Annotated in this window: 19 protein-coding genes; 4 read left to right on the top strand and 15 right to left on the bottom strand. The window is 56.7% G+C overall.

The features are described 5' to 3' along the window. Window positions 1–88: 88 nt before the first annotated feature. From BQ7486_RS05765 to BQ7486_RS05790, 6 genes are all read right to left on the bottom strand, one after another. Window positions 89–1033, bottom strand: a complete 945-nt coding sequence (locus tag BQ7486_RS05765; protein ID WP_074009311.1) for a hypothetical protein — start codon at window positions 1031–1033, stop codon at window positions 89–91. Continuing rightward, a complete protein-coding gene (locus BQ7486_RS05770) occupies window positions 1030–2469 on the bottom strand; it encodes a hypothetical protein (protein ID WP_074009312.1) in 1440 nt (479 codons plus the stop codon). The genes BQ7486_RS05765 and BQ7486_RS05770 overlap by 4 nt, the downstream gene beginning before the upstream one ends. A 4-nt stretch (window positions 2470–2473) precedes the next feature. Then, complete coding sequence (serB, locus tag BQ7486_RS05775) at window positions 2474–3370, bottom strand: phosphoserine phosphatase SerB (RefSeq protein WP_074009313.1); 897 nt, start codon at window positions 3368–3370, stop codon at window positions 2474–2476. A gap of 25 nt (window positions 3371–3395) precedes the next feature. After that, a complete protein-coding gene (locus BQ7486_RS05780) occupies window positions 3396–3926 on the bottom strand; it encodes a pyridoxamine 5'-phosphate oxidase family protein (protein WP_074009314.1) in 531 nt (176 codons plus the stop codon). Continuing rightward, entirely contained in the window at window positions 3927–7424 is a 3498-nt protein-coding gene (gene mfd, locus BQ7486_RS05785; RefSeq protein ID WP_074009315.1) for a transcription-repair coupling factor, read from the bottom strand. It lies immediately after the preceding gene. Between the two features lie 98 nt (window positions 7425–7522). Then, on the bottom strand, window positions 7523–8098 hold the full coding sequence (locus BQ7486_RS05790) for a chalcone isomerase family protein (protein ID WP_074009316.1): 576 nt from the start codon (window positions 8096–8098) through the stop codon (window positions 7523–7525). Window positions 8099–8299: 201 nt separating this feature from the next. Between BQ7486_RS05790 and dba the strand changes: the two genes are divergently transcribed. Together dba and dsbI are read left to right on the top strand one after the other, a co-directional pair. Continuing rightward, window positions 8300–8467 (top strand): disulfide bond formation protein Dba, encoded by a 168-nt coding sequence (dba, locus tag BQ7486_RS05795; protein WP_074009317.1) that lies wholly within the window; start codon window positions 8300–8302, stop codon window positions 8465–8467. Window positions 8468–8479: 12 nt separating this feature from the next. Beyond that, a complete protein-coding gene (gene dsbI / locus BQ7486_RS05800) occupies window positions 8480–10018 on the top strand; it encodes a disulfide bond formation protein DsbI (RefSeq protein WP_074009318.1) in 1539 nt (512 codons plus the stop codon). Between the two features lie 271 nt (window positions 10019–10289). Here the strand turns inward: dsbI and BQ7486_RS05805 are convergent, their stop codons facing one another. The 9 genes from BQ7486_RS05805 to BQ7486_RS05845 form a co-directional block, all read right to left on the bottom strand. After that, window positions 10290–11762 carry a Fic family protein gene (locus BQ7486_RS05805; protein WP_022373961.1) on the bottom strand — a complete coding sequence of 491 codons (1473 nt, stop codon included), beginning with the start codon at window positions 11760–11762 and terminating at the stop codon, window positions 10290–10292. Window positions 11763–12051: 289 nt separating this feature from the next. Beyond that, window positions 12052–12363 carry a HypC/HybG/HupF family hydrogenase formation chaperone gene (locus BQ7486_RS05810; RefSeq protein ID WP_074009319.1) on the bottom strand — a complete coding sequence of 104 codons (312 nt, stop codon included), beginning with the start codon at window positions 12361–12363 and terminating at the stop codon, window positions 12052–12054. A gap of 6 nt (window positions 12364–12369) precedes the next feature. Beyond that, window positions 12370–12996, bottom strand: coding sequence for a HyaD/HybD family hydrogenase maturation endopeptidase (locus BQ7486_RS05815; RefSeq protein WP_074009320.1), 627 nt, complete (start codon window positions 12994–12996; stop codon window positions 12370–12372). Continuing rightward, window positions 12989–13705 (bottom strand): Ni/Fe-hydrogenase, b-type cytochrome subunit, encoded by a 717-nt coding sequence (cybH, locus tag BQ7486_RS05820; RefSeq protein WP_022373964.1) that lies wholly within the window; start codon window positions 13703–13705, stop codon window positions 12989–12991. Before cybH ends, BQ7486_RS05815 begins: the two co-directional genes overlap by 8 nt. Window positions 13706–13720: 15 nt before the next feature. Beyond that, the gene (locus tag BQ7486_RS05825) at window positions 13721–15496 is read right to left on the bottom strand and encodes a nickel-dependent hydrogenase large subunit (protein WP_022373965.1); all 1776 of its coding nucleotides are present in this window, start codon (window positions 15494–15496) and stop codon (window positions 13721–13723) included. Next, entirely contained in the window at window positions 15493–16587 is a 1095-nt protein-coding gene (locus BQ7486_RS05830) for a hydrogenase small subunit (protein WP_022373966.1), read from the bottom strand. The genes BQ7486_RS05825 and BQ7486_RS05830 overlap by 4 nt, the downstream gene beginning before the upstream one ends. A gap of 442 nt (window positions 16588–17029) precedes the next feature. Then, window positions 17030–18163, bottom strand: coding sequence for a porin (locus tag BQ7486_RS05835; protein ID WP_074009321.1), 1134 nt, complete (start codon window positions 18161–18163; stop codon window positions 17030–17032). Between the two features lie 419 nt (window positions 18164–18582). Next, window positions 18583–19380 carry a peptidylprolyl isomerase gene (locus tag BQ7486_RS05840; protein ID WP_074009322.1) on the bottom strand — a complete coding sequence of 266 codons (798 nt, stop codon included), beginning with the start codon at window positions 19378–19380 and terminating at the stop codon, window positions 18583–18585. 48 nt (window positions 19381–19428) lie between these two features. Continuing rightward, entirely contained in the window at window positions 19429–20052 is a 624-nt protein-coding gene (locus BQ7486_RS05845; RefSeq protein WP_022373969.1) for a septation protein A, read from the bottom strand. A 249-nt stretch (window positions 20053–20301) separates the two neighbouring features. Here BQ7486_RS05845 and BQ7486_RS05850 point away from each other — a divergent pair, with 249 nt between their 5' ends. Beyond that, entirely contained in the window at window positions 20302–23013 is a 2712-nt protein-coding gene (locus BQ7486_RS05850; protein WP_235836742.1) for a M16 family metallopeptidase, read from the top strand. 103 nt (window positions 23014–23116) lie between these two features. After that, window positions 23117–24424, top strand: a complete 1308-nt coding sequence (locus tag BQ7486_RS05855; RefSeq protein WP_074009324.1) for an esterase-like activity of phytase family protein — start codon at window positions 23117–23119, stop codon at window positions 24422–24424. Window positions 24425–24458: the final 34 nt, after the last annotated feature.

Here is a 24458-nt window from a genome sequence, read left to right on the forward strand (position 1 = left end):
ACGTAAAAGAATGTTCTGATTTTACGCGTGGATTAAGCCCGTTTTCGGTTACCTGATGCGCCCTTTTTGGACGTGCGTCAAAAAGTAATCACAGGCTGCGGCGTGATTTCACGGGCACGCCGTCGCTTCGGATGGTGTCAAGCAGAAAACCCCGCGGCAAAACGGGGCCGGCCTTTAAAAATTCCGGATCGCGCTCTGCGCGCCCCGCGGGCTCAAACATCCCGTCAACGCTGGAGGGGGAGAGCCCCGACATCAATCCTTCAGGCACGTATTTCACGGGCGTGTGCTTAAAGGTTTCGGTAAACCATCCGCCTTTGGCTGTGCCCTGAAAGAGGTTTTCAGGCAGTTCCGCGAGTCCTGTTTCGGCAAAGGTCCTCGTAAAAACGAGTGCATCGGGGTTGGCGGAAAAAAGCCGTCCGGGGAGTTTTGTGAGTTTTCCGCACCCCCTGAAGCTTTCGGTGAAGTCCGCTGCCCTGGGGTTACCGTGAAAAAGCTGCTCGGGGACTTCCGTGAGGCCCGCGCCCGCAAAAACGCGCGTGAAGTTTTCCGCGTAAATGAGCGGGAAAAAGAGTGACTCGGGAACTGTCGTAAGGGAGTTGGTCCCGGCAAAAAAGCCTGTGAGGTCTTTAAGCTGCGCGTTGTGGGCAAAAAAGCTCGCGTAAATTGTGGTGAGGTTTGTGAGCGGCGTCTCCGGCGTCGTGAGACTTCCGGCCGCAAGCGGCTCAAGCGTCGCGCAGTCAGCAATCACCGGGAGAATCTCCGTGAGCGCCGTGGTTTCTTCGGGTAACGTCACAAGCCCTGCGGGCCAGACGCCCCCGAAGTCAAGGGTCATCGTATGTTCGCCCTTTAAAAAGGTCTTCACATACGCAAACTCGTCGTCTTCACGAAGCTGCAGGCGGCGTTTTTCCCCGTCAATCGTCAGAGTCACCCAGCTTAATTCGGGCGAGAGGTGCGCCACGCGGTTAAACCGCACGGCAACGTCTTTTTTGCGCTCGTGCACCGTCAAGGCAAGTGTCAGTACGTCGTTACTCACAGCGTTTCTCCTTCGGTGTCGCTTCTCTCAGACAAGGGCGAGGCCCAGGCGTCCAGGCGCTTATTGCGGCTGCGCTCGGCGTAGGAGCGAGGCAGCCGCATCAGGCGTTTACAGAAAGCAAAGGCACCGGTGACGGAAACGTCCGGGGCAATGCCTTCCAAGAGCCGGTCAGGGGCTTCTTCAAGGCGGATGCACCCCGCAAAGGCTTCATCAAAAACGCGGATGTCGCCCGCAATCGCACGGAAGAGGTGCTCCGGAACGGAAATGAGTTCCCGGCAGTCCGCGGCCCACCCTGTGAAGTCTCCGCAGTTCGCGGCGTCTCGGGGATAAAAATCCGGCAGGGCCGAATAGATGCGCCGCACGCAGGCCGTAAGCCTGAAGGGCCGCACGGGTTCGGCAATCGTGCTCATCAGCCGCACGCGGTAGTGCCCGGTTTTTTCCCACGTGTGCCGGATTTCAGGCGCCGCCTCAAAAGCGATGCGCTCTGACGTGCCGTCGCCCCAGTCAATGAGAAAGTCCCCGGGCGCGGCGGTATCCATGGGGTAAAAACGGACGACGGGTGTGTCAACGCCCGCCTTCACCGTTACCTCAAACTCAAAGGCAGGGTCGGTTTCGTTGGCGTCAGGCCTTACCCACCCCAAGTCCGGCCTGTCTTCGCGCTTAAAGGGCGCAAAAAACTGCGGAGCAGCGCCTGCCATCAGCTCCTCGGAACAGTAGGGTACCGCCTCGCCAGCAAAGGGATTGGCCATGCGCGAGATGGGGCACCCCGCAAAGGCGCGGCGCACGTAGGAGTCTGCATCACAGGCTGAAAGAAGCCCCGCGGGAATTTCGGTAAGAAGCGAATTTTCAAAAACGGACGCGGCCGACGCGATGTATTTGAGCGGCGAAAAAAGGCCCGGCGCGACGTGCGTCACCGACACCGCTTCAAATGCGTGATCAAGCACTGAAATCTCGGGGTTGGCGGCCAAAAGGTCGGGTACGACGGACGCGAGTTTCGCATGCGCCGCACCCGCCGCGGGTTTTACAAGCTGCGGCAGGGTGTCAGAGGGCAAAACGCGGCCTCGGGCATCCGTTTCGCCGCGCGTGAGTTTGGGTAAAGCGGCGTCAATGGAAACCGTTTCGTCCGGCAGTTGCGCAAGCGGCAGAAACCCGCCCGCGCAGCCGATTCTCACCTGGTAGCGCCCGGGCGTTTTGTAGCTGTGGGTAAAGTGCGCAAGAGCCGTGAAGTTGTCGTCTTCGGCCATCGCCTCAATATCGGCAATGCCCGCAACGCAGGTTAAAGCCTCATCGGTGCCGTCGCCCCAGTTCACCATGAGGCTTCCCAGAGCTTTGGCCGCGGGCCCGGGAACTTTATAAAGCGTGAGCCCGACCGGGGCATCCGCGGTGACTTCCACCGTAAAGACGCAGGCCGCAGGAAAGTAGGAGAGCACCGCCATGGCGTTATTCCGTGTAGGCTTCAAGTCGCGGAGCCGTTTCGGCAAAAAGTTTTAAGAGCGCGTCAAACCCGCAGTTATCAAGCGTAATGCCGCAGTAGGGGCGGAGCACCTTCTTGGGCCGAAACCCCACACCCAGGCCCGCGGCCGAAACCATCAGAATGTCGTTGCTGCCGTCCCCGCAGCAGACAGCTTCGCGCGGCGTCGCCCCCAGTGCCTTCATCGTTTTTTCCACAAAGGCGAGTTTCCCTGCGGCGTTGATAATGGGGCCGTTATCCGGGCCCGTGACCTCTCCGGTAAAGAGTCCGTTTTCAATGCCGATGACGTTACTGTGGTAACCCGTCATGCCGAGCGATTCGGCCAAGGGCTTTGTCATCGCGGTAAAGCCGGAACTTAAGACATAGGTTTTAACGCCGTGCGCGTGAAGGGCTTTCAATAGTTCGGGCACACCCGGATTGATTTTTGTGTGTGCCCGTACGGTCTCAAGCGCCTGCGCGTCGTGGCCTTTGAGAAGCGCCACGCGTGCCCTGAGGCTTTCGGCGTAATTTTTGATGGTCCCTTGCATTGTGCCCGCGGTGATTCTCGCGCACTCTTCGCCGGTGCCGCAGATTTCCGCCATTTCGTCCAAGGTTTCCGTTGTGACGAGCGTTGAATCCATGTCAAAGAAAAAGGCCTTAAAGGACGCGAGCATCAGTTCGCCCGGCGTAAAGACTGAGTCGCAGTGCGCTTCAGCCGCTTTTGCCTTCGCAGCGTCGCGCACGCTCTCCTCGGGCGTCACGTCCGTAAAGCGCACAACGCCCGGCCCCGTGAGAACGGCGTGCGCCGTCAAGAGTTCCCGTGTTTCCCGGATAAAGGCGTCGTCAAAAAAGGGCGCGAGACAGACAAAATTGCTTTGAGCCGGCATGGATGGTTTCCTTTTTCTTTTGGGATTACGAACGGGTCAGCAGCGGTTTAATTTTGTCCCAGCCGCGGGACTTACCGGAAATGCGTGTCACGGTCATTTTCCAGACCTCAACCGTGTCGCCCTCGCGGTCGTAGTAGGCAGAATTTTGTTCAGCCGACTGTCCGGGCACGTGCTGCGCACAAATCAGTAACGCAGCCTCTTTACGCTCCCGGGCATCGGTGATGCGGCTTGCGGTGCCTTCTAAAACGGCACTGGCGTAATTCACCGAATAAGCCGGGACGTCCACCGCTTCGTACGCAACAAAGCAAAGCGAAACCTTGGGATTCGCGTCAATGTTGTCGCCCTTGCGGCTTTTCATGAATGTCCCGTGCCAGTAAACGTTGCCTTCGGCGTAAACGGCGTTTACCGGTACTCCGTAGGGAACGCCCGCGGCGTCAGCCGTACTTAAAACGGCATGCGGGGCGTGACGGACAATCTGAAGCGCCTCATCTTCGGTAAGCTGACGGTCCCTGCGCCGCAAGGGGCGCTGCGCCGTGGTTTTGATGGTTTCTGTCATTTATTCTGTCTCCGGACTTGCTGCCAGCAGGGGATTTGTGATCGTGCGGATCGCTCTGAGCCTTGTTTCCAGATCCGTGGTTGCTGCGGTCATGCGCATCTTTTGGGGGCCGAGCATTTTGAGATCCCTGCGGCTTTGTAAGAGTTTAATGAGTGCGATCGGTTCAAACCGCGGCTTTTCCTTAAACGTAAAGACGATTGCCGTGTCGGCGGCGTCAATCTTGCTGATCCCGATGCGCGTCGCGGCAATTCTCAAACGGTGCACGGCAATGAGGGCCTTGGCGGCATCGGGGAGCCTGCCGAACCGGTCGTTGATGTCGTCAATCGTGCGCTCCAAATCGGTGAGGTTGTCGGCCGCTGCAAGTTCTTTGTAGAGCCCCAGACGCACGGCCACATCGGGCACATAGTCCGCGGGAAGGACCGCCGGCATATGAAGGTTGATTTCGCTCATCGAGGCAAAGGGCGCTTCAAAGTCTGGCGTTTCGCCGCGCTTAAGAGCCTTTACGGCGCTTTTCAACATCTGGCTGTAAAGGTCAAAGCCCACCTGCGCCATTTCGCCGCTTTGTTCGTCCCCGAGCACTTCACCCGCACCGCGGATTTCAAGGTCGTGCATGGAAAGGTAAAAGCCGCTTCCCAAATCTTCGAGGTTTTGAATGGCGTCCAGGCGCTTCTGGGCATTTTTGGTAATCGCTTCTTCGCCCGGAGTCATCAGATACGCATAGGCCTGATGGTGGCTGCGGCCCACGCGTCCGCGCAACTGGTGCAGCTGCGCGAGGCCAAACATATCCGCCCGGTGAATGAGGATGGTGTTGGCGTTAGCAACATCAATCCCCGTTTCAATGATCGTGGTACACAGAAGCACGTTGTAGCGCTGCTGATAAAAGTCGCGCATGATGTGCTCGAGTTCTCTTTCGCCCATCTGGCCGTGCGCGACCGCAATGCGCGCTTCAGGCAGAAGCTTTGAGAGCCTTTCAAAGCGGGCCTGAATCGTGTCCACTTCGTTATGCAGAAAATAGACCTGACCGCCGCGCTTAAGTTCACGGATCACGGCTTCGCGGATCAATTCATCGCTTTCGCGCCGCACAAAGGTTTTAATCGCAAGGCGCTTTTGCGGGGCTGTGGCAATCACGGAAAAGTCGCGGATTCCCTCAAGGCTCATCGCAAGCGTTCTCGGAATGGGCGTTGCCGTGAGCGTCAAGACGTCCACTTCGGCTCTCAGAGCCTTCAGCCGCTCTTTCTGCCTGACGCCGAACCGGTGTTCTTCGTCGATTACGACGAGCCCTAAGCGTGCAAATTCTACTTTTTCACTTAAAAGCTTGTGGGTGCCGACGGCAATATCAATGGTGCCCGCTTTTAAGCCTTCAATCGCCTGCGTGGTTTCTTTGCCGGACCTAAAACGCGAGAGCTCGGCAATCTTTACGGGCCAGGCGGCAAAGCGGTCGCGGAAGGTCTGCGCGTGCTGTTCCGCCAGAAGCGTCGTGGGGCAGAGAACCGCCACCTGTTTGCCGTTCATTGCAGCCACAAACGCGGCGCGCAGCGCGACTTCGGTTTTCCCGAACCCCACGTCCCCGCACACCAGCCGGTCCATGGGTTTGGCGGCGAGCATGTCCCCGATCACGGCGTCAATGGCAGCAGCCTGATCCGGGGTTTCCTCAAAGGCAAAACCCTCGCAGAAGGCTTCATAGTCTTTGGCGTGCTTTTCAAAGGCAAAGCCTTTTCGTGATTCACGTACGGCGTAGAGGTTCAAGAGTTCCGCTGCCGTATCGCGCACCTTCTGCGCGGCTTTTTTCTTTGCTTTTTCCCAGTCGCCGCGCCCGAGCGAATGCATGGGGGCGTGTTCGGCGTCTGCGCCCGTGTAGCGGCTGATTAAATGCAGCTGCGACACGGGAACGTAGAGTTTGGCGTCGTTGGCGTAGTCAATACGCACGAATTCCGACGGACCTTCGTCGCTAGTGAGCGACTCAAGCCCTACATAGCGCCCCACGCCGTGATCAAGATGCACGACGGGGTCGCCGGGTTTAAGTTCCGAAATATCACGGATCACCGCCTCAACGCGCGTCGTGGAATCCTTGATGCGCGAGCGGCGCTTGACGGCTCTGATGTCGTAAAGTTCGTTTTCGGTGATAAGCGCAAGGGCGGGGGCTTCGGCTTCAAAGCCTTCGGCCGCAGGCCCCACGGACATCATCAAAGGCGCCGTACTTTCCAAAAACGCCGTGAAGTTGCCGGCACAAGCCATCTTGAAGTCGTTTTGCGCGAGCATTTCCTCAATGCGCGCAGTGCGGCCCGTGCTCGTCGTGCAGATTAAAACGCGGCGCTTCTGGAGGCGGGCCTTCGTGAGGTAGGTCTTGAGCCCCGCAAAGGGGTCGGCCGCGTTGCGGTTCACGGTCACCGAAAGTGCTGCGGCTGCGGGCTGCGTTTTAAGCGCGAGCCTGGCAAAGCGCGCAAGATGCGTGAAAAACGCGTCCGGCGCATCGGCAATCCGTTCGGGCGCAAGTGCCGGGCGCTCTTCATCGTGCGAGAGGAAACGCCAGCGGTCGGTGATTTCCGTGTGAAAGCGGGTTAAGGCCTGATTGACGTCACCGGACAAGACAATGAGGGTGTCGGCGGGAAGGTAGTCCGCCAGCGTTGCCGTTTCTTTGAAAAAAAGCGGCAGATAGTATTCGATGCCGGCGGCGGCAATGCCTTGTCCCATGTCCTTATACACAACGGACTTATTGGGGTCACCCGGGAAGGTTTCGCGCCAGGCTGAGCGAAAGGCGTTGCGTGCGGCTTCATCCATCGGAAATTCGTGTCCGGGGAGGATGCGGATTTCGTCGATATCGTCGCCCGAGCGCTGCGTTTCCGTGTCAAACGTGCGGATCGTTTCAATCTCGTCGTCAAAAAGGTCGAGCCGGAAGGGGGCTTGCGACCCCATCGGAAAGACGTCGACGATCCCGCCGCGCACACAGAATTCGCCCGGAGCCATGACCTGCTCGACGCTCCCGTACCCGGCCTGCACGAGGTTGGTGCGCAAGACCCCGACGTCAAGTTGCTGCCCCTTTTTGTAGAAAAAAGACGACCCCAAAATAAAAGAGGGGGGCGCAAGCCGCTGCGAAGCGGTTGCGGCCGACGTGAGAATCACGTCGCAGTGGGCTTTGCTTTCGGCGCCCTTTTCCCGCGCCTGGGCGTTGACGACAAGTTTCCAAAGCGTCTCAAGCCGTTCGCTTACCAGGTCCTCGTGCGGACTCATCGTGTCGTAGGGAAGCGTCTCCCAGTCGGGGAGCACGGAGACTCTCAGCGTCGGATCAAACCAGGTGAGTTCGTCGGCAAGCTTAATCATGTCGCCCGCGTCGGCGCAGACGATGACCGCAAGGCGTTTTTCAGCGCGCGCACTGCGAACGATTTCGGCGGCAGAAAGCCCGAGACTGATGCCCGCGTCGGCCGTAAGGTCGGTCTTTTGTGCGGGCGCCGGCAAACGAAAGCCGTCCGGAAAAACGTGTGGAAATTTGGGTTCCGGCATGTTGCAAGAATGAGCCCGCTGCGGGCGGGCTTACGGACAAAAATGTGTGGTGCCCGTATTGTAGACGGCCACCGGCGGCTTTCTTTGTTTGGAAAATGTTACTTCTGCCCGAGAAGTCCCGCCTTTAACGTATCGTCAATGGCGTCAGCGCCGATCCAGATTCTCAGCACCGCGTTAAAAAGTGCCCGGCCGCCGATGCCGTTACCCACAAGATTTCCGTTAAGCGTCACGGACGTGTCCTTTCCGTCAAAGGAAAAGTCCACGGCATCACCGGTTTTAACGTCACCGATTTTGTCCATGACGGCAATAAGCCGCGTGACTTCTGCGTCAATGGAGGCAAGTTCCTTTTCGGGCGTGTTGTCTTTAAGCCCGTCCTTGAGTGCATCCACAAAACTTTTGGCGGAAACGTTACGCATGAGAATGAGGCGCACGCGTACGGCACCGGTCTGCGAGAGAACGGCCTCTAGCGTCTGAGCTTTCGCAGGGAGGTAGAGACCCGCCGTGTAAACGCGGAAAAAGAGTTTCTTTCTGAGTCCTGCGCCGTTAAGAACCAGGTTTTGGCCGGCAACGGCAGAGGTGTCATCAAACGTTGTGCCTTCGACGGTGACGGAGGCCTGAGCAGAGCCCGCGATCAGTGCCGAGCACACAAGCGCGGCAAGTGTGGTTTTTGTCATGACAGTTCCTTTGCGTGAAGTTCGGATTTTGACGCGTTGCGGCTGTTTCTGGCTTCGGCTGTTTGGCTGACTCCATGGCGCTGGAAAGGCGTTTGAAAATGATTCGAACTTGCCATACACTCGCGCTCCCTGTACGTCATTTGTCCTGCGGTTTTTGCCGTAGGTACTGACGAAAATTGAATCCCATCAAAGGAAATCATCATGGAATTTTTAGAGTTCGTGATGCTTTTTATTGCCGTGCTTTTGATTCTCTTTAAGCCGGAAAAAGAAAAGCTCGCGTGGTGGCTGACCGTTGTCAGCTGGTTTGCCGTGGTCTTTATGTATGTGGGCCACGTTTCGACCGCCATTTTCGGCATGCCCAACGTTTAAGGAGGAGTGCAAATGACAGATTATTCTCTTCCTGTGAACGGTCAGGACATCAAAAAGGCGAAGACCTTCTACGACATCATCTGCTGGGGCGGACTTCTGATTGTCCTGCTGCCGGTGGGTATTGCCAACGTCATCCTCGGTTACTTCCTCGGTGACAGCCCCTGCACACTCTGCTGGGGGCAGCGTCAGCAGATGGCCTACATCGGCGTTGTGGCGCTCTTCATGGTCCGCTACGGCTTTAAACCCAAGTATCTCGCGATGATGCTTGTGATGGCGGCCCTTGGCCTGTATTCGAGCTTCCGTCATTTCGGCAACCACGCTGCGCGCGACATCGGTCAGGGCTTTGGTCTGGATATCTTCGGTGTCCACACGCAGTTCTGGGCGGAAATCGTCTTCTGGTGCGTGGTGATGCTCTTTGGCCTCGCGGTCTTCCTCGCGCCCCGCTTTGATGCGTTGATCGAAGAATTCAAAGGTAAGCCCTTCCGTCCGCTTTCTGGTTTTAACAAGATTGCCTTCATCGTTGTGGCGGCGATTATCGGCTCCAACGCCTTCCAGGCCTTGTGGTCCACAGGCGTGCCTCCGTTCTGGGGTCAGGGCTCTCCGGTGCGCTTCTCCTTTAACCCGAAGTATGTGACATGGTCTGCGGACGGCTGGCACGGCATGTGGGGCGGGATTAACTTCCTCGGTAAGCGCGACGTGAAGGATCCGGACTTTGCCTATGCCCCCAATACCGCCAAACTCGGCCTCACGTGGGACCACAATGCGGATAACGCGCCCGTGGCGCTCACCGGCAAGCTCGTTCAGAAGGACGTGCGTGCGGTTTCCGGCATCAAGCGGCCGATCAATACGCTTTCGATGATTGACGGCAAGTACTATGCAGCTTCGAAGTACGATTTCTGGGTGCTCGATGAGTCTTTGAAGCCCGTTGTTTCCGCTCAGATGGATCCGTGGTTTGACACGAATGTTCTCGATATCGTCGGCATCACCGCCTATAAGGACGGCTTTGTCCTCATGGGTATGAATAAGTCGATCCTGCGCGCACGGCTTAACGATAAGGCCGACGACGTCAAGGGGTGGGCGAACTTCACGGCCGGCCGCAATCAGGTGGAAGCCCTCGGCGGCTACGGCCGCGCCCGTATCGACACGGAACGCGCGAAGTTCTCCTACGTGCATTCTTCCGCCACGGACGGCCGTTACGTCTTCACCGCCACGGTGCCTGACAATAAGAACAAGAAGAAGTTAGTCATTTCCAAGGCTCTGATGAGCGACTGGATGCTTTCCGGCGAATTCATCCCGGCAGCCGACCTTAAGAAGGACCGCAACCTGGGTGAACTCTATGTGACCGGCATGGTCTACGAAAACGGCAAGCTCTGGGCGGTTTCGAAGAACTTCAACGTGCTTCTCTGTATTGACGTTCTTGGTGAAAAGGTGGAAGCTGTTTACGGCCTTCCGGCTGAATTCACGGATATCCGAGGTCTTGTGAAGCGCGGCAACCTTTTTGACGTTGTTGACAAGAACCGCATCGTGACTTTTGAACTCACGCAGCAGTAATCCGTGATTCAGGCAGCCTGGGGCTACCTGAATTGAACGGTCTGAGCCCGATGTTTCCTGATTGGAGATGTCGGGCTTTTTGCTGGGTGATTATTGGGCGGAAAGCCCATCGAGCGGCAAAAAGCGCGGTTTGTGGAGGGAAAAAATGAAAAAGTTGCAATTTTTACCTCCATAAGTGATTAAATGCACTTATTTAAGATCTGTTTTGAACAGCATCTTTTCGGCTCGACACACTTTTTTGAAGAACAGGTGTCAAACGATGCCTGAAGAATTAATCCTCGGACAGAACAGCGGCCAGCTCGGCTTCGAGGTCGTTAAAAAATCCATCCGGGACTTTGTACTGGTATTTCTTCTGAATGTTCTTTGAAACTCTGCCTGCGCTGACGGCAGAAGCAACCAACACATCAAGGTCTTTCTGGATGACGTTGAAGCGACTGTTCATTACACGGTAAAGCTTGTCGTAGCGCTGCAGGAACTGAATTTCCTCCGGGAAAAACTTATCCACAATTTCTCTGATCATTGCAAGCAGAAATTCGCATTGCACCGTCGCATCCCAATACCTGTATGCCGAGAGAGAGCCGTTGAAACGGAAGTCATAGTTGTCATCGTCTATCTTAGTAACATTCCAAAGCTCACGGCAGGGGGCAGAGAACGCTTCCAAGGCATGGAGATATTGTCTCTCGTGCTGCAGCAATGCAGCCGAAACAGGCACAACCTTGTCAGAGGCTACGGCATTGTGGTGAAGCAGCTGCTGATGAATGAGAAAACGACTCAGGCGACCGTTACCGTCCAAAAACGGATGAAGAAATACGAATCCGAATGAGACAACCGAAGCAGCGATTAAAGGGTTAATACTCTCCGGTTCTTCATTGGCGACCTTAAGAAGCCCTGTCATCAAATCATCCAGATTCTCGGGAGCAGGGGGAACGTAAGTAACCTGTGTTGCGGAAAAGGGGCCGAAGCGTGATCCGAGCCAATTTTGGATGTTCCGGTAGCATGCTACCTGGTTATGAAATTCAGGGACAATTTTGTTCTGGATGTCGCAAAGTATGTCTTCGTTTAACGCATCAAATGATGCGGCCGCTTTCAGAAGTGTCATAAATTGCGCAGCTTTGTTTCCCGACGGTAGCTCACGTTCTATTTCAAAGGAGCTGCGTGTTTCAGAAAGATAGGCCCACTCGACAGTCCTTGAGATCAGCTCTTCCGGCAAAGCGTTGAGCGTATCGTGCAGGCGGGTAAAAAGTTCGGCTACCTTGCTGTCGTCTAGTGTGTTGGTTTTTCTGACAACGGGGCAGTATGCGAAGGATCCCAAGCCATTAAAAATAATGCGCCATTTGGGAATGCGGATGTCTTTGCCCGTGAAGTATTTCTCAGGATCAAAGAGTTCTGTGTAATTGCCTGACGGTTTGGGATAAATAAGCTCTTTACCTGTGAAGTTTTCCCAAAGGCAACCGATTTTCCTTAAGGGAACACTGCTTGGTTTTGCATCCAAAGCTGCCTGCAGATCGGAACGCTCCAGACGGGGCAGAACCTGCGACAGTACCTCGAGATTAATGCCTTCGTGCTTTATAGAAAAGATAAGGTGGGATAACACCGTATTTGCCGGGGCCATCTTAGGCGGAACCAGGAAGCCGGATTCAGTCGCTACAAGCTTGTTGACTTTAGTATCTGTCCGCGCTTTTTCTGCCAGTGAAAGCGGCTTAAGCGCAAAAAGATCTGAAAGAAAGGCATATCCGCAAAGCATTGTTGGCCCCTGTATCCACGTTTTCCGCCTAATCCGGAAAAATATATTTTGACTGCTAAATATCGGAAAAAATATAGAGTTATCGAAAATTTTACATAAGAGTGTATTTTTATCGAAATTTTCGTACAAATCCGGTGTGATTGGTTGTTTGCAAATCAGGTATTTGGCGCCGAGCGACACCTGTGTCGGCGAAAGCGACGTTCGTGCGGACGAAAAGAGTCTCTGATAAAAGAAACGGTCCTCAGCTGCCGAAACAACGAGGACCGTCGAATGAGGATAACGCAAGGCTTTAGGCCGATCGCATTCTCTCCAAATGCTCCGGGAGTTTGCCGGTATTGGCAAGAATGTCGGCAAATGCGGCATCCGTGTCAGCGGCTTTTCCGGTCATCGCAGCTTCCACGCATGCAAGGGCCGCTTCGATCTGATGGGCTTCGGTCTCATCAATGCGGCGGATGACTTCGTTGCGGAAAACGAGCACGAAGTCTCCGGGGATAAGGCCCTCAACCATCGACGCGTCCGCGGTCTCAGCGCGCCCCGTGCGCTCACAGTGCACGGTGGTGCCGTTAACGGCCGTGACTTTCATCGGAAGAGCAATACACATGACGCGTTACTCCTTCACAGGCACCGCAAAGCGGATGTCGCCTTCGCGGCAGGCTTCGGCTTCACTCGGACGCTCATTTTCATAAACGTCTTCGTTTAGTGACCGGTCACCCAAGGGTTCAACCGTTTCGCCCGGCTCACGGCGCGTGAGGCTGTAGCCCCAGTCCGTGAGCTCGGTGACGGCCGCATCAATTGCCGGGGCAATCGCGGCCTTAAGTTTTTCCGTGAGCGAGCCGCCGTAGTCATTGAGTTCTGCGGGCTGCACTCCGATCACGGTGACGCGCTCGGGCGCCTTGCCGAGAAGTTCGGCTGCCACAAGCACATCGTTCACACCGCCCTGGTGCGCCGAAAGTTTCGTCGCAGACCAAAGCGCGATGTCGTCTCCGCGCAAGACCTTCATCGTCCCGGGCGCAGCCTTTAAGTCCGCGCAGTCAAAGATCAGAAGATCTTTGGTGGAGGTGAAGGTATCGAGCAGATACATTCCGAGTGTGCCGCCGTCCAGAACCTGACTGCGGGGTATCGGTCGAAACGCCCGGTGAAAGTGCTCGACGCAGCGCACCCCGAAGCCCTCATCGGCCCAGAGGATATTGCCCACACCGAGCACCGTGAGGTCAAAAGGCCTCGCCTCACTCATGGTGACCGCCTTCCTTAAACATACGCAGACCCGTGGTCATCGAGCTGATGGTGGTCGCGCCGCCCATGATGTCCTCGCGGAAACTCATGTAGATGTGCGCCATCGAGAAGATGATGAAGACGTACATCAGCGCGTGGTGTGTGGTGCGCACGGCCTGCGCGTCTCCGAAGACATCAAAGACCCAGCCGAAAAGTACCATCCAGTGCGTATCCCACCCCCAGGCCTGCGCGTAAAGCGCAAAGCCCGTGATGATGATTCCGATCGAGCCCAGCGTGAACATAAAGAACATTGCACACTGCGCGAGCGGATTGTGCCCGGCGTATTCCGGAGACTGAGGGCGGAAAAAGAGGTAGTACTTCACCTGCTCAAAGAGCATCTTCCACCATTTGAGGCTCCATAACGGCGGCACCAGGATCATGCGGGAGTAGCGGTTACCCACCACACCCCAATACAGGCGCCCGATAAAGAGCACCGTAAAGATCATGCCTGCAATGAAGTGAATACCCCGGATGTAGGCAAAGCCGTACGTAATCCAGGTGTCCCCGAGGTTGGAAACAAGGGGCGCGCCGATCAAAAAGCCCGTAGCGATCATGACGAACATCAGAAACGCCATGATCCAGTGCCAGATGCGCACCGGCGCTTCCCAGACGTAGAGGGGCTGTGTGCCCGCTGCTACGTCGACTTCATATGTGACGGGATCGATTTTCATACGAAAAATCCCCCTTTAGCGGACCTTGACCGAGACGAGTTCCTCTCCCTCGGGGGAGAACACGTGGGTGGCGCAGGCCAGGCACGGGTCAAAGCTGTGGATCGTACGGATGATCTCAAGCGGACGCTTGGGATCAGCCACGGGAGTGCCGATGAGCGAATTCTCAAAGGCGCCGCGGTTGCCGGCTTCATCACGCGGGGATGCGTTCCAGGTGGTGGGCACAACGGCCTGCCAGTTGGTGAGTTTCCCGTCCTTGATGACGCACCAGTGACCGAGCGCACCGCGCGGGGCTTCGCAGAAACCGACGCCCTTACATTCCTTGGGCCAGGTCGAGGGTTCCCACTTGTCCATGTTCGCGGCTGCTTCGTCGCCGGCCTTAATGTTCGCCACAAGGTCGTCGACGTACTTCACGAGAAGGTCGGCCATAAAGCCGCATTCCAAAGCGCGCGCCGCGTGGCGGCCGAGCGTGGAGAAGAGGGCTTCCATCGGAAGGTTGAGTTCTTTAAGAAGCGCCAGAGCCGGTTCCTTGTACTGCGGCATGTTCTTCTGAACACCCATGATGACGCGCGCCAGGGGACCCGTTTCCATCATGTGGCCCTTCCAGCGCGGGCTCTTGATCCAGGAGTACTTGCCCGCTTCGCCCAACCACGCAAACTTCGTCGCGGTACCGTCGCTGCCCGGGGGAAGTTCAAAAGCGTGGTCCGTGACGCCGTCCCAGGGATGCAGGCCTTTCTTACCGTCGGCGTACTTGTACCAGGAGTGATCAACGAATTCCTGCACCTGTTCGGGATCGCGCAGATCCACGTCGTGGATTTCGTCAAACTTCCCGTCGATGATGGCGCCGCGGGGCAGAAGCATCGACTTTTCGCTCCAGTCATTGGCCACTTCCGGGAAGTCGCCGTAGCAGAGGATGTTCTTGTTGCTCAAAGCCGCGCCGTACTTGAACCATTCGGGATAGAAGCTTGCAATCGCCTTTAAGTCGGGGAGGTAGACGTTGTAGACAATGTCGACCGCGGCCTTGGCGATGTCGCGCATGTAGTTCATCGTCACTTCGTTCACCATCACGCCTGAGGCGCCGGTGTCGTGCATGTTGATCGGGCACGCCACACCGCCCACGAGGTAATTCGGGTGCGGGTTCTTGCCGCCCAGAATCGTGTGGATCTTGATGATTTCCTTCTGGAAGTCAAGCACCTCAAGGTAGTGCGTCACGGCAAGAAGGTTCACGGCCGGAGGCAGTTTCATCTCCGGGTGGCCCCAGTAGCCGTTTTTAAAGATACCGAGTTGGCCGGAAGCCACGAACTTCTTTAAGCGGTTCTGAATGTCGCGGAAGTAGCCCACGCTTGCCAACGGATGGCGCGGGCTGATCTTCTGCTGAAGCGCCGCGGTCTCACGGGGATCGGCGTTAAGGGCGCTTACAACGTCCACCCAGTCAAGCGCGGAGAGCTGATAGAAGTGCACCAGATGGTCATGGACGTAAAGCGTCGCATTCATCAGGTTGCGGATGATGTTGGCGTTTTTCGGAATCTTGATGCCGATTGCGTCTTCCACCGAACGTACGGCGGCCAGCGCGTGAATACCGGTACAGACGCCGCAGATACGTTCCACAAACGCCCAGGCGTCACGCGGATCGCGGCCCTTCAGAATCACTTCCAGACCGCGCCACATCGTGCCCGTGCTCTGGGAGTCGACAATGACGTTGTTTTCATTGAGCACTGCCTGCACGCGCAGGTGGCCTTCAACGCGCGTCAGCGGATCAACAACGACGCGGCGGGTGTTTTGAGACTGTGTCATTTAGCTTCTCCCAAATCCTTATTGTTCTTCTTGCTGCGGGCCTGGCTCACTGCGCTCATCGCAATATGCGCGGCAGCGGCAACGCCCACGACGGCGACGGTGGCAAGCCCCACCTTGTCGACGGTGGATTCCACGCCCCACATCGGCGGCAGGATATCCGGTTCGTGCTTGTAAAAGCTCCCCTTGTCAAAGAAGTTGTTTTCCGAGCAGCCGATGCAGCCGTGACCGGACTGAACGGGCCAGGACAGACCTTCGTTCCAGCGGATCGAAGAGCAGGCGTTATACGTCGTCGGTCCCTTGCAGCCGACTTTATAGAGGCAGTAGCCGAGCTTGGCGCCGATGTCGTCAAACTTCTCAACGAACTGGCCCGCGTCAAAGTGTGCACGGCGGTAGCACTTATCGTGAATGCGCTGACCGTAGAACATCTTCGGACGACCGAGGCGGTCCAAGGGGGGCAGTCTGTCGTAGGTGAGGATGTAGGTGATCACACCCGTCATCACTTCCGGAATCGGGGGGCAGCCCGGCACCAGAACCACGGGCTTATCCGTGATCACTTCGGTAATCGGCACCGACTTCGTGGGATTGGGTTTGGCGGTCTGCACACAGCCCCAGGATGCGCAGGAACCCCAGCCGATCACGGCCTTGGCGTTCTTGCAGACGTGCTTGATCTTTTCAAGGAAAATTTCGCCGCCCGGCACGCAGAAGGTGCCGTCGTTTCCGAGAGGAATATTGCCTTCGACGGCTACGATGTAGTTACCCTTGTATTTTTCAATCGTCTCTTCAAGGGCTTCTTCGGCCTGATGCCCCGCGGCAGCCATGATGGTGTCGTCGTAGTCAAGGCTTACCATGCTTAGCACAAGGTCTTTGGCCAGCGGATGGTAGGAGCGGATGAAGGACTCCGTGCAGCAGGTGCATTCAAGACCGTGCAGCCACACAACGGGCGTTCTGGGCTTCGTCTGCATGGCCTCGGCAATGTCCTTGGCGCCTGCGCTGCCTAAGCCCAGGCTTGCAGCCGTCAGCGAGCAGAACTGAAGAAAGCTGCGGCGGCTGATTCCCTGCCGGCGCAGTGCTTCGTATTGAGTTTCCATCATAAGAGTGGTCTCCTGGCTCATTCCGGGTACCGGTCTCAGGCTGAGGCAGGCATCAGGAAAAGTGGGGTGCCGTCATAAAACACCGTGGGGGAGTTCCGTGAGGAGCGCCCCGCCGGCGGATTTCAGGCAGCATTTGAGTTAACTGATGCGTTGATTCTAAGCAGTGTTTTCAGGGCTTTATAATGAATTTCAATCGGCTAATTACAAATCTTTTGCTCACCCTAAATCATCCTGACCGAAGGGATGGGAAAGCGGAGGTATTTGTCCGCTGTGATTAGTTCAAAAGAAGTAGCAGTAAGTAGTCTCGGATACAACAGTGCCGGTTTTTCCTCGTTCTGAAGAAGGACATTCCGAGCGAAAAAAGCCCCGCGGTTCCAGAAGGTACCGCGGGGAGGAGATACTCCAAAGGTAAGCAGCCCGGAAGCTGCTCAGGAGGAAAGGGTTAGAACGTGTGGTTCAGACCGACACCGAACTGGTAGCCGTTGTAGGTACCGCGGAAGTCTTTAAAGGCCTGGGGATCCGTTGCAGAGAGATCCTTGTCAAGGCCGTCGCTGCCCTGGGCGTAGGTGGCACCCATGTAGAGAGCCGTACGTTCAGAGAAGTTGTAGGCGTAAGCCACACCGAGAATAAAGGCCTTGCCGTCGTCGCCCGAGGTCTTTTCAGTAATCTTCAGGTACTGAGCGGAAGCCATCAGGCTGCCGTTACCCAGGGGAGCAGTGGCGCCCAAAAGGAAGCTGTCGGTCTTGATGCCCTTTTCCCAAGCAACATCCTGGAAATCCTGGAAAGCCTGGTTCTTATCCGTGTGCTGGTACATGAACATGGGCTTTACAACTTCGAAGTCCCAGGATGCGCCAAACGTAACGGCGTAGCTGTTGTCCGGAGCCTTGTTGCCGTCCTGCTTAGCAGCGTCATAAACGTTCATGGAACCTGTCAGACCAACAGCCAGGGGGCCGTTTTCATAGAGGGCACCCAAAGCGTAGTAGTGGTTGTTCTTGTCCCATTCCTGGGTGCTGTCGTCTTCACCGAAGGAACCCATGGCGGAAACCGTGAGACCGTCAACCGGAGCAACAGAGAGCACGAATGCGTTGGTGTAGGTGGCGTCGCGCGTAGCAAAAGCACCCATGCCTCCCACGCCGAACGCGGCTTCGAGGGGATCAAAACCGCCCACGAGATCAAAGTCGCCGCCGGCGCTGTCCAAAGCACCGATGTTACCGGCTGCAACCGTCACGACGTCGTTCGTAACCTTCAGGTAGGCCTGGCTGCCGAAGAGGTCGCCGTCCAAGGCACCCGTATCAGACTCGTAGCTGTTTTCGAGGGTAAAGCCCACCTTCCAGCCGTTGCCGAGTTCCTCTTCACCGGTCAAACCCCAAATGGAGTCGCCGTACCAGGCGTTTTCCATGGAGGTCGTCGTGGTGCGGTCCTGATCAACAGAACCGGCCGTGGTGAGCTTATCGGTGCCCGTGACAACAACGCCCGTGGAGATCGAGCCGTACAGAGAAACGCTCGCGGCCTGCACAGAGGTCATCGCGAGAGCGGCAGCCGCTGCTGCCAGAGTCATCTTAAAAGCGGTCTTCATAATGAAAAAATTACTCCGTTATCGATAGGGGAGAGAATTCGAATCTGGGTAACAGGCAGGCGAAATTTTTCAGCTCCTGTTAAGCATGTGAGAAATTGTAATGAGAACAATTCCTATTTAAGAATTCGAATCCAGTCTGAAATAGCACCTGATAATGAGTCTCGTTTCGCCCATAGAGAAAGTGCTATGACTTTGCGGTTTGCCCAATGCCGGCTGAAAAATTTGAGCCGACACAGCGCAAAGCCATTGTGCAGTAGGCGCGAAGCCCTGCCGGAAAACGATACGAAGGGGATGCAAAACAGCCTTTTTTGTCCCCTCCGGAGTGCATGCTGGCGCTGTGGAATTTTTGCAACAGGCGCAACAAAAAACCGCCCGCGGGTAATTCCCGGAGCGGTTTTTTTACGTCAATGCGTGAAGTGTTACTTCAGGGGCGTGACCTTGGCCTTTTTCACAAGGCCAGCGACATACTGCTGAACCTTCTGTTGCGCAAGGAGCTGCTTAAACTGCGGCGCCCAGGCGTTGTAGTCGGCAAAGCGCTGTGCGGCGCGCTTGCCTTCAAGCTTCACGACGTGCCAGCCAAGGCGCGACTTCACGGGAGCCTTGGCAAGTTCCCCGGCCTTAAGACCAGCAAAACCCGCGGCAAAGTCCTTGTCAAAGAGGTTGGCGCTTGTCCAGGGAATAAGGCCGCCGGCGTTGCGGTTTTCCTGGGTGTCAACGGACTGTTCCTTAGCGAGCTTGGCAAAGTCCGCACCGCCCTTAAGGTCCTTCAAAAGCTTTTCGGCCGTGGCCTGATCCTTCACGAGGATATGGCGCACCTGCACTTCCGTGTCGCCCCAGCGCTTCTTTTCGGCGTCAAAAAGCGCGCGCACATCGCTTTCGGGCACCGGGTTCTTCTTGAGGTAGTCCTCGACAAGAGCCTGCATCAGAATCGATTCACGGGCGCGTTCAATGGCGCGGCGCACGTCGCTTTTACGGTCAAGACGTTGCTTTTTGGCTTCCTGCACGAGCACGGACTGCTGGGTGAGAAGCTGCTTTACCTGATTTTCGAGTTCTTCCGTACGCTGCTGACCGCGGGCCGTGGCAGCCTTGATCATGTCTTCCTGTTCGGTCTTGGTGATGAGTTCACCGTTCACACGGAAGGCCTGAGTGGCGGCAAAAGCCGTTGTCGTCGTAAGGGCCGCAGCGGCGGCAGCAAAAACCAGTGCTTTAAGTTTCATTTTTGTGTTTCCGAATAAAAAGCCGGGGACAGAAGGCCTTCTGCGGCATCAGCCTTCGGCTTGGCCGTTATTTTGTTCTGCCGCCGCGATCCGCGTGATCCAGAACCCGAGGGCAATTGTAAAAATGAGTGTCAGACCGAGGATGCCGAAAAGTTTGAAATTCACCCAGGTTTCCGTTTCGCAGAGAAAGGCAACCAAGAGGTTGAGCCCCCCGGTGAGAAAAAAGAAAAGAATCCAGGCAATCTGCATCTTTTTCCATGCGGCTTCGGGGAGTTTTATTTGGCTCCCGAGAAGCTTTGTGAGGAAATTACGGCCCGTAATCGCGGCAAACCCGAGAATCGCCGCAAAGACCCAGTAAAGAATGGTGGGCTTAACCTTAATAAAGGTGCTGTCGTGAAGTAAGAGCGTCAGTGACCCGAACACAAGGATGATCACGAGCGAAATCCAGAGCATGGGCTCAGGCTTTTTACCGCGGGCAAGGACAATCCCAAACTGCACGACGGACGCGACGATCGCCACAAGCGTTGCGGCAAGCACGGGTGCCTGTTCGGGGTCAGCGGCGCCGCCCAAAAAGCCCTGCAGCCACGCTGCGAGTTCGGTGCTGTTACTCTGGCCGAACTTAAACGTGACAAAAAAGAGGATGACGGGAAAAAGATCGAATAAAAGTTTCACGGTGCGTCTGCTCGGTGAAGTACAAAAGGGAAAGAATCCTCAGAACGGCCGGATTCTATCGGGCCCAAAGGCGGGCCGCACGCGCGGGAAGCGCTTCTGTAACACACCTTCACTGATTTTTTCTTATTATCGCGTTTCAAACCGGTTTCGGGCTCTATTGTCCCGGACATGTTTCCCCGGTAAGGGGAGAAGCGTGTAAAAACCGTTCAGGAACGCCACTCCATGTTTAAAGGATTGAAATCTCTCATCATGACGACAGCCGCGTGTGCTGCGATGGCGGGGGCTGCCGGTGCCGCTGCGCCGGCTTTGCCCCAGGCCGTGCATACTGTTGAAGGAATCAAAAGTTACGAACTCGCCAACGGCCTCAAGGTCGTTTTGTTTGCCGATCAGAGTAAACCGACGGCAACCGTGAACACCACGTATCTGGTGGGGTCGCGCCATGAAAATTACGGTGAAACCGGCATGGCGCACCTTTTGGAGCACCTCATGTTTAAGGGGAGCAAAAACTACCCCGATCCGACGCGTGAATTCACGCGCCGGGGTTTCCGCATGAACGGTACCACGTGGCTTGACCGCACCAACTACTTCGTGAGCTTTACCGCAAACGACGACAACATGCGCTGGGCTCTCGGCTGGAGCGCGGACGCGATGACCAATTCCTTCATCGCCAAAAAGGATCTCGACACGGAAATGACCGTGGTCCGTAACGAATACGAGATGGGGGAAAATAAGCCCTTAAGCGTGATGCTTAAGCGCATGCAGGGCGTTCTTTTTGACTGGCACGCCTACGGCAGAAACACGATCGGTGCGAGAAGCGACATCGAAAACGTGCCGATTGAAAACATACAGGCCTTTTACCGCAAGTGGTATCAGCCCGATAACGCCGTTCTCACGGTTTCAGGGCGCTTTGATGAAACGAAGGTCTTGGGCTGGATTCAGGAAACCTTCGGCAAGATCCCGCGCCCGAGGCGCGTATTGCCTGCCGAGTGGACCGTTGAACCCGTTGCCGACGGCCCGCGCACCTTTGAAATCCGCAGGCCCGGTGAGTCGCAGCTCGTTGCCGTGGGCTACCGCATACCGTCTGCGTTAGCCTCTGACATCAACGCCGTGGAAACAGCGGTGGATGTGCTTTCCAACGCTCCCCGCGGCCGCCTTTATAAGGCCCTCGTTGAAACCGGCATGGCCGGTCAGGTCTTCGGCTGGGCGATGTCCTCCAAATGCCCGAGCTTTGTGATGTTCGGCGCCATGGTGAAAAAGGGCGACGACATCGGCCGCGTGCGCGAGACGCTCATTAAGACCGTGGAAGAAGCGTTTAAATCGCAGCCAGCGGACGAAACCGAAGTGAAGCTCTCTTTGGCCGAAGCCGCCACCGACTACGAGCGCACGCTCTCAGACCCCGAAAGCTTTGCGGTGGATCTTTCCGACTACATCGCTTTGGGTGACTGGCGGCTCTTTTTCCATGACCGCGACATGACCGCGAAGGTGACGCCTGCGGCAGTAAACAAAGCCGCCGCGGACTACTTTGTGCGCGACAACCGCGTGGTCGGGACCTTTATTCCGGACGATAAGCCCGAGCGCGCTCCGGTGATGGTGACGCCCAAACTTGAAGACGTTCTGAAAAACGCCGCGTTTAAGGAAGAGGGCGACACCGCCGAAGCCTTTGACGTGAGTCAGGCCAATATTGACGCGCGCACCGAGCGCCTCACAATCAACGGCATCAAGACGGCGCTTTTACCCAAAAAGACCCGCGGCCGTACGGTTACGGTCATGACGCACTTTAATTACGCCAACCTTGACGCCGTGCGCGGTAACCGCCTGCTTGACACGCTCATCGAACCGATGCTCTCGCGCGGCACGGCTGACATGGACCGCACCGCGATTTCGGACGAACTCACCAAACTCAAGGTGCAGGGCGATGTGCTCACGTTTACGACGACGCGCGAAAACGTAGTGAAAGTCATTGAACTCATGGGGAAACTCACGTCCGCAAGCACCTTCCCCGAAAAAGAAGTCACGCAGCTTGTGCGCCAGATGGTGACGATGCTTGAAGGTAAGAGCGATGATCCGGTGACCTTGGGCCGCGATGCGCTTTTAAAGCACTTTGCGACCTATCCGGCCGGTGACCCCCGTAACGCGATGACAACGGCTGAGACTGTCGAGGGGCTTAAGACCGTGACGCGGGATGCGCTCTACGACTGGTATAAGCGCGCCGTCGCCACCACCAACGGAGAAGTGGCGGTGGTCGGCGACTTTGACACCGAAGAGGTTAAGGCTGCTCTCAAAAAAGCGCTTGCCGCGAAAAAGCCTGCGGACGCAAAGACCGCCTGGAGCCGCTGGTACGCCGAATTTAAGCCCGTGAAGGGGGAACGCATCGTGATTGATACGCCCGCCAAGGAAAACGCAGTGCTTCTGGCGCGCGTGGACTTTAAGGCGAACCTCGAGGATAAAGCCTCTCCCGCGATGGTCACGGCCGACTGGATTTTGGGCGGCGGCACGGGGCTTTCGAACCGCCTCGTTGACCGTCTGCGCCAGAAGGAAGGCTTAAGTTACGGGGTCGGCAGCCGCGTGATGCTCCCGAAGTTCGGGGACCGCGCCTTCTGGTCGCTTTTTGCGATCACGGCACCTCAGAACCTTGCGCGCGCCGAACTCTGCGCCCGTGAGGAAATCGCCCGGATTTTGAAGGACGGCGTCACGGAAAAGGAACTGCAGGAGGCAAAGAAGGGGCTTTTGCAGAGCCGGGCCGTCAACCGCGCACAGGACGATTACCTTGCGCAGGGGTGGCTTGGGTTCCTTGCAATGGGTAAGACCTTTGCCTACAGCAAGGCCTTTGACGATGCGGTGGAAAAGTTGACCGTCGCTGACGTCAACGCGGCTCTGAAGCGCATGATCGACGAGACGTCGATTACGTGGGTGCTGGCGGGCGACGCCGCCAAGGCGAAGGCCGAGGGGAAGGCCTTCTGAGGCATGGTCTTCGGCTAAAATCCGCGGCACTGCCGCAAAAATCCCGGCTGAGTCAAACCAACGATGAGGCCGGGATTTTTTTCGAATTGTTTAGGGAGTGATCATGCCTTTCATCCGGATTCTGACAGCGCTTTCTGCCGCCCTGTTGTGTGCTCAGGAAGCTTCAGCGGCCGATGCCGTCCGGGTGAAGTCTGCGACACTGCTTGATATTACCGGGCCCACCACCGACGTTTTTGCCGATGCAGCAAGTTCTGAGTCGCTCACGATTCCGGTGGCAATCTGCTCGTGCATCACGTTTCGGGGACAGACCCGTGACGGCGCGCTGTTGTTTGACGGTATCACGGACCGGGGCCCCAACACGACGGCTCCGAAGGTGCGCCGCAACGGCGAGCTCGTGAGAGGCCGCTACTTTGCCGATCCGGCATTTCCTCCGCAGATCGTGCGGCTTCGCGTCAAAGACGGTAAAGCTGTTGTCTTCGGAATGGTGCCCCTGTCCGATAACGAAGGACAGCCCGTGAGCACCGTTCCCCCGGTCAATTATTCTGAAGTCGCGATGACGATTGACAACAAGATCCTTAAGCCCGGGCGCGTTACGCTTGATCCCGAAGGGATGGCGGCGGTGCGTAAGGGCGGGGGCTGGTGGATCGCAGACGAATACGGGCCGAGCCTTTGCCGCTTTAACAGCCTCGGGGAAATGATGCGCTGCTATGCGCCGGGCTCGGGGCTGCCGCAGATTTACGGTGCGCACCGCGTTGACCGCGGTTTTGAGTCGGTCTCCGTGATGCCCGACGGCCGTGTTCTGGGTGTCATGCAGGGGGCTCTGCCCGGTGAGCACTTCGTGCGGGCCCTTATTTTTGACGAGAAAAAGCGCGTTTCCGAGCAGTACGCCTGGCCTCTGGAAAAGAATTTCTGGAAAAATCCCGATGACGTGAAAATCGGGGATATTGCCTCGCTCGGTAATGACAGGTTTTTGCTGATTGAGCAGGGTGAGGCGAAAACGGGTCAGTGGGTGACGCGCCTTGTGACGGGAAGCCTCAAAGGCGTGCGGGCGATTGACAAATTAAGCCCGCAGAAACTCGCGGCACTCAAACCCCGCACCCGCGGCATGGTGGCCAAAAAAGTCATCATGACGCTTGAAAACCACGGCTGGAGCGCGAAAAAAGCCGAGGGCCTTGCGGTGCTCCCGGACCGCAAAACCATTGCGGTTGTAAGCGACAACGAATTCGGTATTGATGTGAAGGCCCAAAGCCGCGCGGGCAGAGCTCACGCTCCGCAGGACTACGTGCGCGAGGAAAATGGTGCCGTGACGCACCTCGGTAACCCGAGCGACGCACAATTTAAGTTTGTGCCGCGCACCGATGAGGGCGCAGAAACGCAGATGATGCTGATTGAACTCGCAAAGCCGCTTTGACGGCCTGAGTCCGCGGTCTCTCTCTCTCTTGAGC

The sequence above is a fragment of the Duodenibacillus massiliensis genome (genome assembly GCF_900128485.1).
Lineage (GTDB): Bacteria > Pseudomonadota > Gammaproteobacteria > Burkholderiales > Burkholderiaceae_F > Duodenibacillus > Duodenibacillus massiliensis.